This is a genomic window from Kitasatospora sp. NPDC057692, from assembly GCF_042799475.1.
Classification (GTDB): domain Bacteria; phylum Actinomycetota; class Actinomycetes; order Streptomycetales; family Streptomycetaceae; genus Kitasatospora.
The window spans coordinates 39,889-56,936 of sequence record NZ_JBHVIV010000018.1 but is presented as its reverse complement, the minus strand read 5'-3'; the positions used below and the strand labels follow the sequence as shown (position 1 = coordinate 56,936).

13 protein-coding genes are annotated in these 17,048 nt (G+C 74.5%); all 13 read right to left on the bottom strand.

What is annotated here, in order from left to right:
* Position 1 precedes the first annotated feature (1 nt).
* From ACFVFS_RS13270 to ACFVFS_RS13210, 13 genes are read right to left on the bottom strand one after another with little or no spacing between them, the layout of a single operon-like run.
* Positions 2 to 511, bottom strand: a complete 510-nt coding sequence (locus tag ACFVFS_RS13270) for a phage baseplate assembly protein V (RefSeq protein ID WP_380623383.1) — start codon at positions 509 to 511, stop codon at positions 2 to 4.
* Positions 512 to 529: 18 nt separating this feature from the next.
* Positions 530 to 1,687 carry a hypothetical protein gene (locus ACFVFS_RS13265; RefSeq protein WP_380623381.1) on the bottom strand — a complete coding sequence of 386 codons (1,158 nt, stop codon included), beginning with the start codon at positions 1,685 to 1,687 and terminating at the stop codon, positions 530 to 532.
* Positions 1,680 to 2,033, bottom strand: a complete 354-nt coding sequence (locus tag ACFVFS_RS13260; protein WP_380623379.1) for a LysM peptidoglycan-binding domain-containing protein — start codon at positions 2,031 to 2,033, stop codon at positions 1,680 to 1,682. The genes ACFVFS_RS13265 and ACFVFS_RS13260 overlap by 8 nt, the downstream gene beginning before the upstream one ends.
* Positions 2,030 to 2,677: a hypothetical protein gene (locus ACFVFS_RS13255; RefSeq protein ID WP_380623377.1), complete on the bottom strand. Its 648-nt coding sequence runs from the start codon at positions 2,675 to 2,677 to the stop codon at positions 2,030 to 2,032. The genes ACFVFS_RS13260 and ACFVFS_RS13255 overlap by 4 nt, the downstream gene beginning before the upstream one ends.
* Positions 2,674 to 3,270, bottom strand: a complete 597-nt coding sequence (locus ACFVFS_RS13250; RefSeq protein ID WP_380623375.1) for a HEAT repeat domain-containing protein — start codon at positions 3,268 to 3,270, stop codon at positions 2,674 to 2,676. The genes ACFVFS_RS13255 and ACFVFS_RS13250 overlap by 4 nt, the downstream gene beginning before the upstream one ends.
* 40 nt (positions 3,271 to 3,310) lie before the next feature.
* Positions 3,311 to 9,463 (bottom strand): DUF4157 domain-containing protein, encoded by a 6,153-nt coding sequence (locus tag ACFVFS_RS13245; RefSeq protein ID WP_380623373.1) that lies wholly within the window; start codon positions 9,461 to 9,463, stop codon positions 3,311 to 3,313.
* A complete protein-coding gene (locus ACFVFS_RS13240) occupies positions 9,460 to 9,813 on the bottom strand; it encodes a hypothetical protein (protein ID WP_380623371.1) in 354 nt (117 codons plus the stop codon). The genes ACFVFS_RS13245 and ACFVFS_RS13240 overlap by 4 nt, the downstream gene beginning before the upstream one ends.
* Positions 9,804 to 11,768, bottom strand: coding sequence for an ATP-binding protein (locus ACFVFS_RS13235; protein ID WP_380623369.1), 1,965 nt, complete (start codon positions 11,766 to 11,768; stop codon positions 9,804 to 9,806). Before ACFVFS_RS13235 ends, ACFVFS_RS13240 begins: the two co-directional genes overlap by 10 nt.
* Positions 11,769 to 11,789: 21 nt before the next feature.
* Positions 11,790 to 13,058: a DUF4255 domain-containing protein gene (locus tag ACFVFS_RS13230; RefSeq protein WP_380623367.1), complete on the bottom strand. Its 1,269-nt coding sequence runs from the start codon at positions 13,056 to 13,058 to the stop codon at positions 11,790 to 11,792.
* Positions 13,059 to 13,074: 16 nt separating this feature from the next.
* Positions 13,075 to 13,788, bottom strand: coding sequence for a hypothetical protein (locus ACFVFS_RS13225; protein ID WP_380623365.1), 714 nt, complete (start codon positions 13,786 to 13,788; stop codon positions 13,075 to 13,077).
* Entirely contained in the window at positions 13,781 to 14,512 is a 732-nt protein-coding gene (locus tag ACFVFS_RS13220; RefSeq protein WP_380623363.1) for a hypothetical protein, read from the bottom strand. Before ACFVFS_RS13220 ends, ACFVFS_RS13225 begins: the two co-directional genes overlap by 8 nt.
* A 13-nt stretch (positions 14,513 to 14,525) precedes the next feature.
* Positions 14,526 to 15,050 carry a phage tail protein gene (locus ACFVFS_RS13215; RefSeq protein WP_376080066.1) on the bottom strand — a complete coding sequence of 175 codons (525 nt, stop codon included), beginning with the start codon at positions 15,048 to 15,050 and terminating at the stop codon, positions 14,526 to 14,528.
* Positions 15,051 to 15,057: 7 nt separating this feature from the next.
* A complete protein-coding gene (locus ACFVFS_RS13210; protein WP_380623361.1) occupies positions 15,058 to 16,905 on the bottom strand; it encodes a phage tail sheath family protein in 1,848 nt (615 codons plus the stop codon).
* Positions 16,906 to 17,048 lie beyond the last annotated feature (143 nt).

Genomic DNA, 17,048 nt, shown 5'->3' with positions numbered 1-17,048 from the left:
GTCAAGTCACGCTCAGGGCGTCCTGGTTGATGGAAACGGTGGCGCCGACCAGCGAGATCGAGGCGCCCTGGCCGTTGCTGATGCGGATGCCCGAGTCGTTGATGACGATCGATGCCCCGCTCGGTGTGCGGAGGGTGATCCCCGTGGTCGGATCGTCGGACAGCACGATCACCCGCCGACCGGAGGTCTCCAGCACGGTGTTCGGCGCGCCCGGCGGGCCGGTCGTGGCCTCCACCGGGACCTCCGTGGCGGAGCCGTACCAGCAGCCCGTCCAGACCGGGTAGCTCTGGTCGCCCTGCTCGAACTCCAGCCACACGCCCGCCCCCACCGGCGGGACCGCGTAGTGGCCCATGCCCGGACCGGCCACCGGGAAGCACGGCATCGCCCAGCCCGACACGGCCTCGCCCAGCACGTCGGGCACCTGGGCCTGGATGCGGCCGATCCCGAGCGGATCGGTGTTGTTCACCACCGTCGCCCGGAACTTGCCGAGGTAGCGGGTGGGTTCGGCCATGCTGGAGACTCCTCCCGGTCACGGGACGACGGTCGGCTGGAGGGCGATCAGGCCCTCCCGGGTCAGCGTGAAGTTCTGGGTGTACGAGCCGCGCTTGAGGTTGTGGGTGACGCTCTTGACGAAGTACAGGCCGTCGTAGGTGAGCCCGGCGCCGCGGACGCCGACCAGCTCGCGCGGCCGCAGCACGTGGCCGTACCGGACGACGTCGAGCTGGCCGGAGCCCGAGACGGCGTCCGCCGACTGCATCGCCTGGGCGATGATCTCGGCCACGGCCTGGGTGGTGTCCTTCTTGGCGGTGTCGGCGACGACCTTCTTCTTCAGCGCCGGCGCGGGCCGCAGCGCCAGCGGCGGGCGCAGCACGGCGACCTCCGGCACCGGCAGGATCGAGGACACCTTGGTCGCCGGGAGCTGGATGCGGGCCTCCGGCTCCTCGCGGGCGGTGCCGTCGAAGGCGAAGGTCAGCTGGTCGACGTTGGACAGCGCGTCCATGTTGACGCTCAGCGCGTGCTGCGGGACGCCGATCCGGTTCTCCGGCCCCCAGTAGGCGCGGCTCGTCCCGGGGAGCGGCCCGGGGTCGAGGTAGAACACGTAGCCGTTGGCCTTCGCCAGCTCGGTGACGTACCCGAGGTCGGTGCCCTTCTGGAAGTCGATCCGCCGGGTGGGCATCGGCGTCTGCGGCACCAGCTCGGGGACGACCAGCGGCACGATGCCGTACTGGCCGTACAGGCCGATGATCGCGGCGACCCGGGCCGCCGGGGACATCGCGGGGAAGGGCACCCCGGCCCGCTCCTCCAGGTCCATCAGCACCGTGAGGTCCTCGCCGGTGACGGTGAGCGTGGACTGGCCGGGCTGGTTGCTGATGCCGACCTCCTGGCGGATGATCACACCGTCCATCAGCACGGTCGGGGTGCCCGTGACGGTCGCCACCAGCACGACCCTGATCTTCGGGTCGAAGAAGCCGCCCGGCAGCAGCGCGGTGTTGATCGGACCGTGCTTCGACAGGTCGAAGGCGAGCTGGAACCCGCTGCGCTGCCCGGACGCCACCGTGACCTGCGCCGACAGCAGGGCGTCGGTCACCGGCTGCGGCACCGGCACCGGGATCTGCGGGCCCATCAGCAGGCTGAGCCGGATCGACCCGACCGGGCCGTCCCCGGTGACGGCCGAGGCGTCAGGCACGGCCCACCCCCGGCACCGCGCCGGGCAGCGCGACGGTGATCCGCCGCCCCGGCGTCGCGGTCAGCTCCCGCGGATCGACCACCGGATTGGCGTCGGCGATCCGCCACCACTGGTCGGCGCTGCCGAGGTAGCGGTGGGCGAGCAGATCCAGGCGGTCGCCGGCGCCGACGGTGTGCTCGGCGAACGGGGTCAGGCCGTCCGGCCCCGGCAGCAGCCGCCGCCCCAGGTACGGCACCTGCCGCCCGTCCGGCTCCGTGTGCACCGAGACCGGGACACCGTGGTACCGGCTTGTCGCCGGGTACGGCGAGGGCGCGGGCAGCGCGTTCAGCGGGTCGCCTGCGGTCACTGGAATCCTCCTCCCAGGCCGAGCGCGCTCAGCCGGCCGTCGGCCGCGGCGCCGACCAGCCGCTCCTTCTGCGCCAGGTGCGCGAGGTAGAGCTCGGCCCCGCGGTGGCCGGTCGGCAGATCGCTGACGGTCAGCACGCGCAGGCCGACGGCGACGGTGGCCCGGATCGGGTTCAGGTCGATGTCGAACGCCTCCTCGGTGATGGTGAGTTCGGTCAGCCGCACCGGCAGGATCCGCTTGCCGCCCCAGGTGAACAGGGTGAGCGGGGCCTCGACCGGGGCGATCTCCAGGGTGCCGAGGGCGGCGAGCGCCTGGTTGGCCCGCAGCTGCGCACCGGCCGGCTGCACCAGCAGCTCCAGCGTGGCCAGCTGCGGATGGACGCCGTTCGGGGCCGGCACGTCCAGCTGGTCGGTCGCGTCCAGCTCCGCGGTGAACTTCCAGGTCTCCACGGCCGGCCCCTTGAGCCGCAGCGCCTCCGTCCGGTCCCCGCTCCCGTCCGCCCCGGACGCCTGCGGCGCCAGCGACCGCTCCAGGCTGTCCGGGTTGAACTGCAGCACGACGATCCGCTGCGGCGTGCCGCGCCGCGGATCGACGATGACCAGCCCGGACCGCACGGGCCTGGGGGCGTCCGGGTAGCCCGTCATGACGCATCACCCTCCGAGGCGAAGGCCGTCGCGATGCTCGCGGCGCGCGACCGGAGCGACTCGTCCGGGTCGTGGGACGCGATCTCCCTGATCCGGGGGAGGAACTGCGGATAGCCGGTGTACGTCGCGGCCCAGAGGCCGGCGAGTCGGACCCGGGGCTCGCTGTCGGCGTACGTCCCACTGATCCTGCGGAACACCTCCTCGTCGAACGCCGCGGCCGCGGCGAGCCCGATCCGGAGGATGTTCCTGACCCGTTCGCGGGGTTCGTCGGCCTCGTCGAGCCGCTCGAACAGTTCCGGAAGGGTCCACGGCCGCAGGTGATCGAGCACCGGACCCACGAACGGTTCCACCGCGGTCCGGCCCGGTCCGGCGAGGACGGTGTATCCGATGCCCGACAAGGCGTCCACGACGTAGTGCAGCGAGACGTCGTCCGGGCCCAGCCAGATCAGCTGCCCGTCCACGCCCTCCTGCTTGTCGCGGGCGATCTCCCGAACGAGCTCCCAACCGAGGCCGCGGGCAACGTCGTCGGCCTGCTCGGCGCCCACCCCGGGCCGCAGGACGTATCGATCGGACTGGTATTCGTAATCGGTCACGCCTGTCATCCTTCGTGCAGCGAGCGGAACGCGGTGAGCGCTATTTCCGGTTCTCGGCGAGGTACATCTCCTTCACCGCGGCGCCGATCTTGGCGAAGAGGGCCTGCTTCACCCTCTCGTCCGTCGGATCGACGCTCTCCAGCCCGAACTCCTTGACGATGGCGGGAATCCGCTCCTCGATGCCGAAGTCCTTGACCCATGCGGCGACGGACCTGACATGGCGGTCCGCGAGCTTGTCGGCGTTCTTCAGGGGGCGCATCTCCCGGTTGTACCTGTTCCTCGACTCCCTGTTGAATTCGTCCACCTCGGCCTTGCCGACCCCGGGATTCGCCCGCATCTGCTTCAGCTTCTCAAGGTCGGCGGCACGCTCCCGCTTGATCCGGTCGCGCTCGCTCTCGATGGACCGGGTCGCGGCCAGATCGTCGGTCAGCCACTCCCCGCCCTTCTCGGAGCCGGAGAAGGCGGCGGGGAGGGATTCGAAGACACCCTTCAACACGCGGGGCCGGTTCCTTCCCTCCTTCTCATTGACGAGGCGTTGCACCAGGAGGGCGTTCGTCACCATGGCCTGGGGATCACGCTCGACCTCCTGCCCGGCCAGCAGCCAGGCGGTCTTGAGCATGTCGGTCCGGTCCTTCCTCGGGATCCCGGACGGCTGCGGCCTTCCACGGAAGAAGTTGTCCATGAAGGTGACGTAGGCGTCCCATTGGCCGTTCTTCGTCAGCTCGTCGGCTATGCCGGGCTTCTTCACCCCCTTCGTCGTCTTCGTCAGATAGATGTGGCTCAACTGCTCCTCGGACAGGAACCCCTCGCCGACGACGACCTTGTTGGCAGCCTTGTCGCCGGTCTGCGTGCGTCGGAGCGACGCGATCTCCCCCTGCTCGTCAGGGAAGTCCAGGACGTCCTGCTCCTTGTGCTGCAGCGGATTGAGCGCCCGCGTCTTCCGGGTGATCGCGGGCGCCGGGACCGGTTCCCGCACGGTGTGCCGGGGGACGCTGCCCGGCTCCTTCTGCATGACGTCGACCTTCCCGCTCGCCTTCACGATCCCCGGATCGTTCTCGATCTCGATGGCGAGCCGGTGGAGGAACTCCAGGACCTCGCGGCGCGAGATCGTCACGTCCTGTCCCTTGAGGACCAGATCCTCCGGATTGATCAGCGCGACGATCCCGAAGTGCTCCGCGCCGCGGACCGCCAGGTCCGTGAGCCGGTACCACAGGCGCAGGCCGGCCAGCGCCGCACGGAGCGCCGGGCGTGGAACACCGCGCGCCAGCATCCGTTGGACCCGCGGGCGGATGCGGGCGACGATCAGCTCCAGGCGCCGCTGCTTCGCCTGGGGTGAGTTCTCGTGGGCGCGGCGTGCGGCGCGTTGCTGTTGGCGCTTGCGGTGCCAGGCGCGGAGGCGGTCGCGCTGCCTGCGGTAGGCGTCGCGGATCCGCTGGGCGCCGTTGGTGAGGGCACGGCCCAACCTGCTGGTGAGGAGCCTGCGGCCGAGGGTGCGGGCAGCGACCCGGACGCGGTTGAGGGCGGCCCTGACGGTCTGGCGGGAGGCGTTGAGGGCGCGGCCGACGGGGGAGCCGGCGCGGCGGGCGGCGGTGGGCTTCGGGCGGGTGACCTCGCGGCGGGGGCGTCCGGCGGCGGCCGGGCGGTGGGCGGCGGGGCGCTCCGCGGGGTGGACGGTGTGCCGGGCGGGCCCGGTGCGTGCGGGGCGGGGACGGCCGGGGGAGGGGCGGCGGCGCAGCGACCGGGTGGCCCGGCGCAGGCTCGCCCGGGCCGTGTTGACGGCGTTCCCGGCCGCCTTGCGGGCGCCCTTCCCGGCCCTGGCCAGGCCCTTGAGGATCCGCTGGGCGATCCCCTTGAGCCTGGTGCCGACCGCCTTGCCGGCTCCCTTGAGCTTGCCGAGGAGGAAGTTGGAGATGAAGTCCAGCAGCGCGACCACGCCCGCCGCGACGGCGTCGGCGAACAGGCACGCGGCCGATCCGGACTTGACCGCCTTGAGGAAGGCGACGAACTTTCCGATCGCGGCGACGATCCTGCTGATGGTGTTCCACGCCGCGACCAGGCCCTGGATGATGGCCATGATCGCGCCCGCGGCCGGCACGATCAGTGACACCAGCTTCTCGACGACGATCGAGATGATCATCCCGGGCAGCGCGGCGACGATCGCCTGCCAGGCCATCCGGCCGATCTGGGCCATCGAGATGCAGCCCTTGACCAGGACGTTGACGATCGTGGAGGTCAGGCCGACGACCGACTCCACCTTCTCGTTGAACCACGTCCGCACCGCGCTCTTGATCGCCCCCCACAGATGGTGCTGGATGCCGTCGATCGCGGCGGTGCCGAGCTTCTTCAGCCAGCCGCCCGGATCGGGGGCGATGTCGCCGATCAGGGCCGCGAACTCGCCGAAGACCGCGATTGCCTTCCGCACGAAGTCGATCGCGTCCACGACCGCCGTGCGGACCGCCTCGATCGCGGCCTTCAGCCCGGCCTCCAGTGCGTCCAGCAGCGCGTTCAGCCCGGCCGCGAGCGCGTCGAGCAGCTTGTTGACGGCGTTCTTGAGCCCGTCCGCCCACGCGTTGACCTTGGCGATCGCCCGGTCGCGCCACTCCTCGATCCTCCGGCGGAACCTGTCCCGCAGTTCGGGGAAGGCCGCCAGCAGGACGTCGCAGATCTTGATCAGCGCGTCCGCGAGCTTGTCGATCAGGTCGACGGCGAACTTCCGCGCCTGGTCGATGGCCCAGTTCGCGAACGTGCGGAAGCCGTCGATGATGTCGTTGATCAGGCCGCGGAAGTAGTCGAAGACCTTGGTGACCGCCTCGACCAGCGCGTCGAAGGCCGCCTTGACCTTGGACTTGACCCAGCCCCACCAGCCCTCGGACTCCTCCTTCTTGCGGTCCTTCTCCTTCCGGGCCTTCTCCTCGGCCTCCTGCCGCTTGTCCTGGATCCTCCGGTTGTCCTGCTGCTGACGGTCCCGGACGTCCTTGCCGGTCCCGGTGCGCCTGTCGTCGATCCGGCCGGCCTTGTCCCGGTGCTCCGTGCCGGCCTCCTGGTCCGCGGTCCGGATCCTCCCGTCCTGCTCGGTGCGCCACTGCTCGCGCTCGGCCCTGACCTTCTCCGCGGCGTCGCCCCGCTCGCCGGCCTGGGCCTGGGCGTTGTCGGCGACGGCCCGGTCGATCTCCGTCTGGTTCCGCCGCCGCGCGTCGGCCTCGCCCTGCCGCTGCCCGGCCTGTTCGGAGCCCAGCCGGACCTGGCCCCGGCCGACGGCGGCCCGGATCTGCGGGCCGCGCTCCTGCTGGGTGACGATGCCGATGCCCGGTTCGGCCTCGACCGTGCCACCGGCCCGGGCGCCGCCGCCCCTGCCCCCGCCGCCCGGGACGGAGGCGGTGAGGGTTTCCCGCGGCACGTCGGGGTGGATCCGGTCCTCGCCCATCGGCTTGGCGGTGTCCTCCCGGCCGACGTCCAGGATCCTGCCCGAACGCTCCTTGAGCCTCGCGGCCTGCCGGTCGGTGCGCGCCGGGTCGCTCTCCCCGGTCAGTTCGACCCCGGGCGCGGGGCCGACGGTGGTGTTCAGCGACGGGTCGGTCGAGGGCACGCCGTCGACGGCGACCTGGACCCGCTGTACGTCCTGCGCCGAGACCTGGTTGCCCGGGTCGTCGGCGACATGGGGACCGGCGACCCGGTCGGCCGGGTTCCGGCCCTCGGCCCTCCTCTGCTCGGCCTGCCGCTGCACGCCGCCCGCGTCCTCAGGACCGACCCGCTCCAGCCGCTCCGTCACCGCCTCGGCCGGCGGTGCGGCCTCGGGCGGGCCGGACCGGGTCTGCGGGGCGCCGGACGGGCGGAGGACGGTCGGCGGGGCGGCCTGCAGCCTGGCGTGCTGCTCGGCGACCGTACGGTCGACCGAGTCGTCCACGCCGTCCAGGGTGGTGGCCATCCGATCGGGCGGCAGGCTCGCGGCGGCGGCGAGCGCGCTCTGCGGGTCCTGGCCGGAGACGTCGGGCGGAGCGGGCTTCTGCTCCTGCGCGGCCGGGGCGCCGCCGCCTCCTGCCGCACAGCCGCCGCCACCGCTTCCGGCGGCGTCCGGCTCCGCCTCGGTGCTGGGCTGCTGCGGACCCGCGCAGGCACCGCCGCCGGACTCCAGGGACGCATCCGGGGCGGGCCGGGCGGCGGGTTCGGCCGGTGCGTCGGCCTGCTCGGCGGCCGGACCGGGCGTGGACCCGGGAGCGTCGGTGGGCCCGCCCGGGGCCTCGCCGCCGACCGGACCGGTCCCGGCGGGGGCCGTGGCGGGTGCCGTGGCAGGCGCGGTGGTGGGCGCGGCATCCGGCTCGGGTGCTGCGGTTTCCCCGGTCTCCTCCGCCGGGGATTCCGGCTGCTCCTCCGTCTCCGGCCGCGGCTCCGGGGCGGCGGGTTCGGCGGGCCGCGCCGGGGCCCGGGCGGGGTCCTGGGTCGGGTCGGGGCCGATCTCCTGGTCGACCGGGTGCTCCGGTTGGAGGTCGGGGCCGGTGCGGTCCTCGGTCTCCCCGGGCTCCGCGGCCTCCCCGGCCTCCGTGGCGGGGGGCGGGGGGACGGCGGCCGCGGGCCGGGCCGGTACGGGCGGCTCCTCGTCGCTCTCCGGCCGGCTCTCCCGCTCCTCCTGGACCTTCTCGGCCTTGGTCGCGGGCGGCTCGGGGAACGCCGGTGCCCCGGCGTTCGCGGCGGACACGCCGCCCGTCGACAGTGAGAGCTGATCGAGGGTCGGGACGGCGGACACATCGGGGTCCGTAGTGGGCAGGAAGTCCGCGGCCGCCAGCTCCTGCTCGGCGGCGGCCGGCTGCGGCGGCTTCTCCTGATCCGCTCCCGGAGCCTCGTGGACCTCGGACTCCGCGCCGGACTCCATGCCCAACGGCCTTTCCCGGTCCTCGGGTTCGCCCTGCGGGTGGTCGCCCTCCAGCAGCCCGTGCCGGGTGAGCGGGCTGTCCGGGGCCTGCGCGACCGCGTCCAGGCGCTCGGGCCGAACCGGCGCGGGCTGCGGCGGTGCCGAGGCGGCGGGTTCCCGCGGCGTCGTACCGGCCGAGGGCTGGACGGCGGCCTCCGGCTGTGCGGCTTCGGGTGTGCCGGTGACGGGGGCGGCTTCCGCTGCCGGGGCGGGTGCCTCCGGTGCGGTCCCCGGCGCCGTCTCCACCGAGGCCGGGGCGGGGGCCGTCGAGGGCGTCTCCGGGACGGCCGCGTCCTCCGCGGGGGGTGCCGGTCGGGCGTCCGGCTGCTGGTCCTGCTGCTGAGGGTGCTCCTCCCCGCCCGCGGTGTCGTCGTGCTCCTCGCCCTGCCCGGGCCGTTCCTGCGGGCCGTCGGGCCGGTCGGCCTCCTGAGCCGGTTGGCCGGTCTGGCCGGTCTGGCCGGGGGTGTGTTCGGCAGGCGGTTCGGCGGTTTCGGTGACCGGCTCGGGCGTCCGCGCGCCGTCCACGTCGGCCGGCCGGTGCTCGGCGGCCTCGACCAGCTCCAGCACCCGGGTGTAGTCCGAGGAGGGCAGCCGGTCCGCCAGTCGCGCCAGCACGGACTCCTGCAACTCCTGGCCGAAGCGGGCGAGTTGAAGCCGGACCCGGCCGGAGGAGTCGGTCGGGTCGCCGCGCAGCGAGCGCAGCACGCCGGCCGCCAGCCGGTCCACCAGGGTGGCCGGGTCGAGCCGCTCGGTGCGGAACCGGTCGGCGTCGACCGTCGCGTAGCGGAGCCAGCCCGGCGTGGCGCCCGGCGTCGCCGCCGTCGGCCTCTCGCCGCGCGCGCCGTGCTCCGCCTCCCGTTCGATCGCGTCCTGCGGCAGGCTGACCGCGCCCAGGTCGCGGCCGGCCCGCAGCGCGCCGAGCGGGTGCGGGGCCTGGACGGTGTGCAGCAGCTCGTGGGTGAGCAGCCGTCGGCCGTCCTCGGCGGCGGGCCGGTACTTGCCCGCGCCGAAGAAGAGGTCCGGGCCGACGGCGACGGCGTCCGCGCCGATCAGCTCGGTCAGCGCGGCCGAGTCCCGGTCGGTGTGCACCCGGACCCGGCCGAGGTCGTGCCCGAGCCGCGCCTCCAACTCCCGGCGCAGGCCCGGGTCCAGCGGCTGCCCGGCACCGGAGACGATCTCCTTCGGCTCGGGCGTCCGGGCCTTCGGCGTCCGTGTTCTCCGCCGGGCCGCGGCCGGCTCGGAGCCCTTCGACGCGGTGGCGGTCGTGGTGGTGGGTGGTCGGGTCATGGCCGCCTCCGTCCGGGGGATCGGCCGCTGCCGGACAGTCCGGTGTGGAGGGCGCGGGCGAGTGCCTCGCCGAGCCGCCGGGGGGAGGTGCCGGCGGGAAGCGGGGGGAGGCCGTGGAGCCGGTCCAGTGCGCGGTCGCCGCCGTGGGCGAGCGGGATGCCGCGGGCCTCGACCAGGCGGGTCAGTTCGACGCGGAACGCCGCCGCCACCCGCTCCCGGTCGATGTCCGCGAAGCCGTCCAGGACCAGCTCGCCGATCTCGACCTCGATCCGCCCGGCGAACCCCCGTTCGGCCCCGGGTTCGGTCCGGGGTTCGGTCCGGGGTTCGTTGTGCGCCTCGGTCAGATCCATCCGCCGACCTCCGAGGGTGTCAGCGAGCGCTCCAGCTTCAGGTACTCGGTGCGCGCGGCGGCCAGCAGGTGCCGCATCTGCAGGGGGCAGTCCTCGTCGGCGGCCTGGAAGGCGGCCGACAGTGCGATGTTGCGGATGGAGCCGCCGGTCACGGTGAGCTGGGCGAGCCGCTCCGGGTCGAGGCCCTGGCGGGGGGTCCGCTCGGGGATGACCCGCCGCCAGATCTCGGCGCGCTCCGGCACCCCGGGGAACGGGAAGTCGACCACGAACCTGATCCGCCGCATGAACGCCGGGTCCAGCGCCTTCTTCATGTTGGTGGTGAGCACGGCCAGGCCCCGGTAGGCCTCCATCCGCATCAGCAGGTAGCTGACCTCCAGGTTGGCGTAGCGGTCGTGGCTGTCCCGCACCTCGCTGCGCTTGCCGAACAGGGCGTCGGCCTCGTCGAACAGCAGCAGCGCGCCGCCCCGTTCGGCCGCGTCGAAGACCCGTCGGAGGTTCTTCTCGGTCTCGCCGATGTACTTGCTGACCACCTGGGAGAGGTCGATGACGAACAGGTCCACGCCGAGCTGCCCGGCGACGACCTCGGCCGCCAGCGTCTTCCCGGTGCCCGATCCGCCGGCGAACAGCGCGGTGACGCCGAGGCCGCGGCGCAGCACCGACTCGAAGCCCCACTCCTGGTAGACCGTGCCGCGCCGGCGGACGTGGGCGACGATCTCGCGCAGCGTCGCGCGCTGGCGTTCCTCCAGCACCAGGTCCTCCCAGCCGGCCCGCGGCTCGACCCGCCGGCCCAGCTCGTCCAGGGACATCCGGGCCTCCAGCAGCCCGGCGTGCCAGGCCAGCGGGCTGAGCTCCCGGCCGTCCTCGGCCGCCCGCCGGGCGGTCGCCGCGGCCGACCGGATCACATGGCCCGGCAGGGAGAACTGGGCTGCCAGCGCTCGCAGTTCGCCCTCGGTGATGCCCGGTGCGCCGTCCAGTGCGGCGGTCCAGACCGCCAACTGCTCCTCGGGGCCGAGCGGGGGCACGGTCAGCCGGGCGCGGTCCGGGGATCCGGCGGGCGGCGGGTCGTCGCCGGAGACGACCAGCGGGACCGCCAGGCCGGTGAGGAAGGACTCCGTGCCGTGCGCCGTCCGCGGGCGCTCCCGCTCCGGCTCCCCGCCCTCCACCAGCAGGGCGGCCGGGATCAGGATCGCCTCCCGCTGCCAGAGCCGGGCGAGTTGCTCGCGTTCGGAGGGTTCGGCGGGCAGGTCCTCGCGGTGCGCGGCGTAGAGGACGAGCCCGGCGCGGTGGGCCGCCGTCGCGGCGATCTCCCAGCGGGTGCGCCGGTCGGCGCCGGTCAGTTCGGCGTGCGGCGGACCGGTGAGCCCGGCGGCGGTCCAGTCCCGCGCCAGGTCGGCGGCGCAGCGCTCGTGCGGGGCGGGCAGCGGGCCGGGCGGCCCGACCCGGGTGAGCAGGCCGTGCAGCCGTACGTCCAGGTACGGCACGCCGACCAGGAAGTGCAGCACCCGCTCGTCGATCCGCAGCCGGGAGGTGGTGAGCGCCGTCTCGTCGTCCAGCTCGACCAGCCGGAACCGGCGCAGCGGGGCCACCGGGGTGAGCGCGCTCCAGTGCGGTCGGTCCAGGGCGGCGAGGGCGAGCGAGAAGGTCGGGTACCCGCGGGCGGGGTCGCCGGCCGCCGCGGCGCACCGGGCGGCGGCGGTGGGGTCGATCGCGGGGGCGGCGGCCAGCACGAGGACCTCGCGCTCGAACGGGGTGAGCCCGAAGGAGGCGCTGAGCGCCTCCAGAGCCGTGCCGGGTGCGCCGGAGGGCGGCGCGGGCTCGCCGGACCGCGGCCGGGCGGTGCGGCCGGCCGCGTGGGCGTCGACCCGGGCGAGCGCGGCGGCGACCGCGGCCGACAGCGCCTGCCGGTGTGGCTCGTCCGTCGGGCCGCCGCTGCTCCGCCCCCGTCGTGTGCTCATCGCTCTCCCCCCGTCCTGCGGTCAGTGCGTCAGGTCCACGACGGGACCGGTGAGGGACCCGTCGTCGGACACCGTCAACGGGCTCGGCACGCCGTCCACCTGGACCCGGGCCAGGTACGCCGCCGGGCGGACGCCGGTGACCGGCACCCGGACCTCGAACGGGTCGCTGCGCGGCCGCGCCGGTGCCGGTGCGCGGAACCGGTGGCTCGCGGCGGGCCGCCCGGCGGGCGGGTGCCGCTCGTCCAGCAGCAGCAGGACGTCCTGGTCGTCCCCGAGCGGCAGGTCCAGCCGGACGTCCAGCCGGGCCGAGACCCCGTCCGGTCCGTCGGCGCGGTCCGCCGTGCGGATCGGTGCGGCGATCCGCGGCTGCCGGGCGAAGGTCAGGGCGTTGGACTCCAGGGCGAGGTGGTCGGCGGCGGGCCGGCCGTCCAGCGCCAGTCCGTGCAGCACCTGCAGCCGGTGGACGCCGGGCGGCAGGTCCTCCGGTACGGCGACCACCAGGCGGTCGTCCCGGACGCCGCCCGGGTCGACCGGCACCCGGCGCTCGCCCAGCCGGGCCACCACCAGGTCCGCGCGCAGGCCGGAGCCGTCCACCACCAGCTCCCGGTCCTTGGCCACCGGCCCCTCCTCGGGGTCGCCCGGGGACCCGGCGGGCCGGGAGAGCACCCGCTCGACGACCGGCCCGCGGGAGGGCAGGGCCCGCACGGTGCGGCGCAGCACGGGCTTGCCGGCGACCGGGTCGGCGCTGCCCTCGACGAGGACGGCGGTGGCCTGGTAGACGACGGACAGCGCGTAGGGGACCTGGAACAGCGTGGTCCACAGCTTGGACAGCTCGTCGACGTCCATCGGTGTGGGCGTGAAGCGCACCCGCTGCGGCGAGGCGGCCAGGTCGCTGCCCGCCAGGTACGGCCGGTCGGCCGCCTCCTCGATCAACTGCCGGGACAGCACCGGCTGTTCGGTGAGCGCCCGGACGGCGCAGCCGAGCAGTCGCTGGCCGACCAGCTGGGACTCCTCGCCGTAGCAGCTGATCAGGTAGTGCAGGTCGAGGGCGGCGGTCGGCCGGGTCAGCAGGGTGCCGTCCGCCGTGCGGGTGGGCGCGTCGAGGTTGCGCAGCGAGGCGTTGGGCGTGACCCGGTAGAGGAAGACGGTGATGGTCGGGTCGGTCGGCGGGTCGGTCGGCGGCCGGCGGGTGCCGACGTCGACCGCGAACGGGATGTCGGGCGAGAGCGCGCGGGTGAGGAGCAGCCGCAGCGCCTCGCTCACGGTCGCGATCGCCAGGTGGTTGCTCATGGGTCCGCCCGCCCGGTCATGAGGGGTCCCGGGTGAGGTAGCCGGTCAGGTCGACGGACGGGGCCGGGCGGGTCGCGGCCGGGCCGCGCGGTCCGACCGGGGCGCGTTCGGCGGCCCTGACCTCGACCCGGCCGATCTGGATCCGCACCACTCGTTCGACCGGCCGCTGCCGGCGGCGGGCCCCGGTCCCGGGGGCCTGTCCCGGGGCGGCCGCGGCGGAGGCCCGCCGTCCGGATGCCGGGGCGGCGGCGGGCCGGGCCGGTGCGGGCGGTGTTCCGAGCGGGGGCTCGGGCGCGGTCGCGCGGGGCGGCGCCAGAAGGGGCACGGCGGTGGCGGGCCGTGCGGTACGGGGCGGCGGGGCCGCCGGGCGGGCGGCCTCCACCCGCGGCACCGGCCCGGCGGCGGACACGGCGGCGGGGGCGATCGCCGGTGCGACCAGCAGCGGCGGGCGCGGCAGCGGAAGGGCGGGCACGGCGGACGGCCGGTCGTCACCGGCCGTCGCCCGGGGCGCTCCGGCCCGCGCCGTCGGATCCGGCGCCGTCCGGGGGAGCGGTGCGGCGAGGGGCCGCCCGCCCGGTACGGCCGAGGCCTCCCCGACGGCCGTCGGCGCCGGTCCGAGCGCCGTGATCCGTTCGAACGGCCCCGGCAGGCGCGGGCGCACCCGTACTCCGGCCGCGAGGTCCCCGCCCGGGCCGCCCTTCGCGACCAGGCGGTCGAAGTGGTCAGGCATCGGCACACAGCTCCAGGTAGTAGCGGCGCCGCCGTGGGCTGAGCGCCAGGATCTCCGCCTCGCTCCAGCCGTAGGCGGTGGCGAGGAGGTGGACGTCGAGCAGGGTGGCCCTGGCCCAGTCGTCCAGCTCCTCCCAGAGGTAGGAGGCGATGTCCAACTCGGCGAGGGTCGGCCGCCCGCACGCCGGGCAGCTGAGGTTCAGCCGGACGTCCGCGCAGGGATCGGCCGCTGCGGCGGCCTCGGCCATCCGCCGCTGCACCGGCGCGGGGAGCTGCCGGGCGGCCACCGGCTCCCCGTCGTGTTCGGCGGCCAGGACGCACCGCTCCAGCAGGACGGCCCTGGCCCGGTCCGCCGGGGCCTGTTCGGCGGCGGCCAGGTCGCCGGGGGTGGCCGGCCGGAAGGCGACCCGCCAGCCGTCCAGCTCCACCCGCAGCGGCCCGGCGGCCGGTGGCGCGGCGCCGACCAACTGACCGGAGTCGAAGGCGAACTCCATCTCCTCCGGGCAGTCCGGGCAGCCGATCCGCATCGTGAGCCGTTCGCCGAACAGTGCGGTGCGCAGGTCGAACAGGGCGGCGTCCCGCTCGCCGAGCGGCACGGCCAGCAGCTCCGCCGCCGCGGCGCCGGGGCGGGCGACGGTGTGCAGCAGCAGGGCCCGCCCGGTGCGGCCGGTCGCCAGCCCGGCCTCCCAGGTGGCCAACAGGGCGGCCTGTCCGGTGCGTTCCACGGTCCGCCGCCGCTCAGGCCGGCTGCTGGAAGGACGGCTCTTCCGGCTCGGGCGTCTCCTCGTCCCGCTCCCAGCCCTCGACCTCCAGCTTGAGGCTCTGGATCGCCACCGCGTTGGCGTTGGCGTCCAGTTCGCCGAGCACCTGGTACTCGCTCGGCCAGGCGCGGTACAGCTTGTGGGCGACGGCGACCTGACCGGCCTCGTTGAGCACCTGGATCACCAGGTCCTTGCGGAAGTCCCGCAGCGAGACCTCCGCCCCGCGGCCCGCGCCGACCATCCAGACCTTGTTGGCCCAGCGATCGAACTCCGGGTCGTGGGTGACGCCGCGCTCCAGGGTGACCGCCTCGAAGTCGGTGCGGCCCGGCGACTTCCGCGGCGCGCTCGCGTCGCCCCCGCTGCGGTGCTTCACCACCTCGGTGGTGCGCTTGAGCGGGCTGACCTTGCTGATTCCGGCGACGACCCGGCCGTCCCAGACGACCAGGAATTTGAAGTTCTTGTACGGATCGAACCGGTGTGGATTGACGGTGAACTCGACCATGGAAATCCTAAACCTCGAACTGTCCGGCGAGCTGCTCGATCTTGACGATCACGAATTCCGCGGGCTTCAGCGGCGCGAATCCGACCACGACGTTCACCACTCCGCGATTGATGTCGTCCTGGGTGGTGGTGTCCCGGTCGCACTTGACGAAATAGGCCGAGCGGGCGGAGGTGCCCTGGAAGGCGCCCTGCTGGAACAGCGAGTGCAGGAACGCGCCCACGTTCAGCCGGATCTGCGCCCACAGCCGCTCGTCGTTGGGCTCGAACACGACCCACTTGGTGCCGCGGTAGAGGCTCTCCTCCAGCATCAGCGCGAGGCGCCGGACCGGGACGTACTTCCACTGCGAGGCGAGCGTGTCGGCGCCGGCCATCGTCCGGGCGCCCCAGGCGACCGGGCCCACCACCGGGAAGGTCCGCAGGCAGTTCACCGCGAGCGGGTTCAGCAGGCCGTTCTCGCGGTCCGTCAGCGGGACGGTCAGCGCCCGCACCCCGGGCAGGCCGGCCTCGGTGCCCGCGGGCGCCTTCCACACACCCCGCCGGCCGTCGGTGCGGGCCATCACACCGGCGATGGTGCCCGAGGGCGGGAAGCTGCGCAGCCGGCCGGTGAGCGGGTCGACCAGCTCCAGGTGCGGGAAGTAGAGCGCCGCGTGGTCGCTGCGCACCGAGTCGAAGGCCGACAGGCCGGCCCGGGCGGCGTCCAGCGTCGTCCACGCCTGCGGCGAGTCGACGATCAGGAACATCCGCTTCTCCGCGCAGAGCGCCTGGGCGGCCGAGACGACCGTGACCGCGTCGTCGACGCTCGCGTAGCCGGCCAGTTCCGGCAGCACCAGCAGGTTGACGTCCTGCACGTCGCGCAGCGCCTGGATGCCGGTCTTGGCCGCCTCGCTGCCGATCAGGTCGGTCAGGCCGGGGGCGGCGCCGTCCTGGCCGCCGGCGAGCGCGAGCACCGGCGGGTTGACCGAGCCCTCCAGGCCGAGGTTGTTGGCGGCCTCGCCGAGGAAGCGCACCACGTCGGCCGGGTCGGTGGAGCCGGCGACGACCTGGAGCTGCCGGCCGAAGACGGCCACCCGGGTGCCCGCGAAGGCCCGCCGGCCCGGGGCGTCGGGCAGCGCGCGCAGCTTGCGCTCCAGCAGCAGGGCGAGTTCGGCGACGGTGGTCGGCGCGGCGCCGTCGGCGGCCGGGTCGTGGATCCTGACGGTCCGTGTGACGTCGCCGATCTTGACCTGGATCTCGTGGGTGAGGTCCGGCAGCGTGGCCGCGAACGGCTTGGAGACGGTGCCGACCGGGTCCGGCCGGCTCTCCGCCAGGACCTTCACCCGGACGACCGCCGAGCCGCCGTTCACCACCGTCTCGGCGAACCGGGGGTCGGCGGCCCGGACCGAGAGGTCCGCGAAGGACTCCTGGATGGTGCCCGAGGTGTCGAACACCTGGAGGTTGAAGGTCGCGGCCGGAGTCGGCGTCCGGTAGTCCACGGCGACCCGCAGCGCCGCGCCCCAGGCCCCGGGTTCGACGGCCGTGACCTCCAGCGCCGGGGCCGCGGTGGAGGTCTGGGTGGAGGCGAGCGTGACGCCCGCGGCGGCGCCGGTGCCGGCCGCCGCGACCCGGACCACGACCCCGATCGAGCCGCCGTTGAGGAAGAACTGCTGGACGGCGTAGCTGACCGGGCTCTGGCTCGCGAGCCCGCCGAAGCGGCGTTCGAAGTCCGCGAAGCTGGTGACGGTGACGGGCTGGTCGATCGGGCCGCGCCGGGTGGCCCCGACGAAGGCGGTCACCGAGGTGGTCACCGCGGTGATGGTCCGGACGCCACTGGGGAGTTCTTCGATGTAGACGCCGGGATAGGTCGGTGTCGTCGGCAATTCCGCCTCCGTTCACTTCGTGCGTCAAGAGACGTCAAGAGGCCCGGAGAAAGGGCGGGTCATGAGTTCCTGATGCATTGACGGCAGGCTCAAGTCTGGTATTCGCCGCGACTGTTCGTCAAGGACTTTTTCGGAAAGGGTAA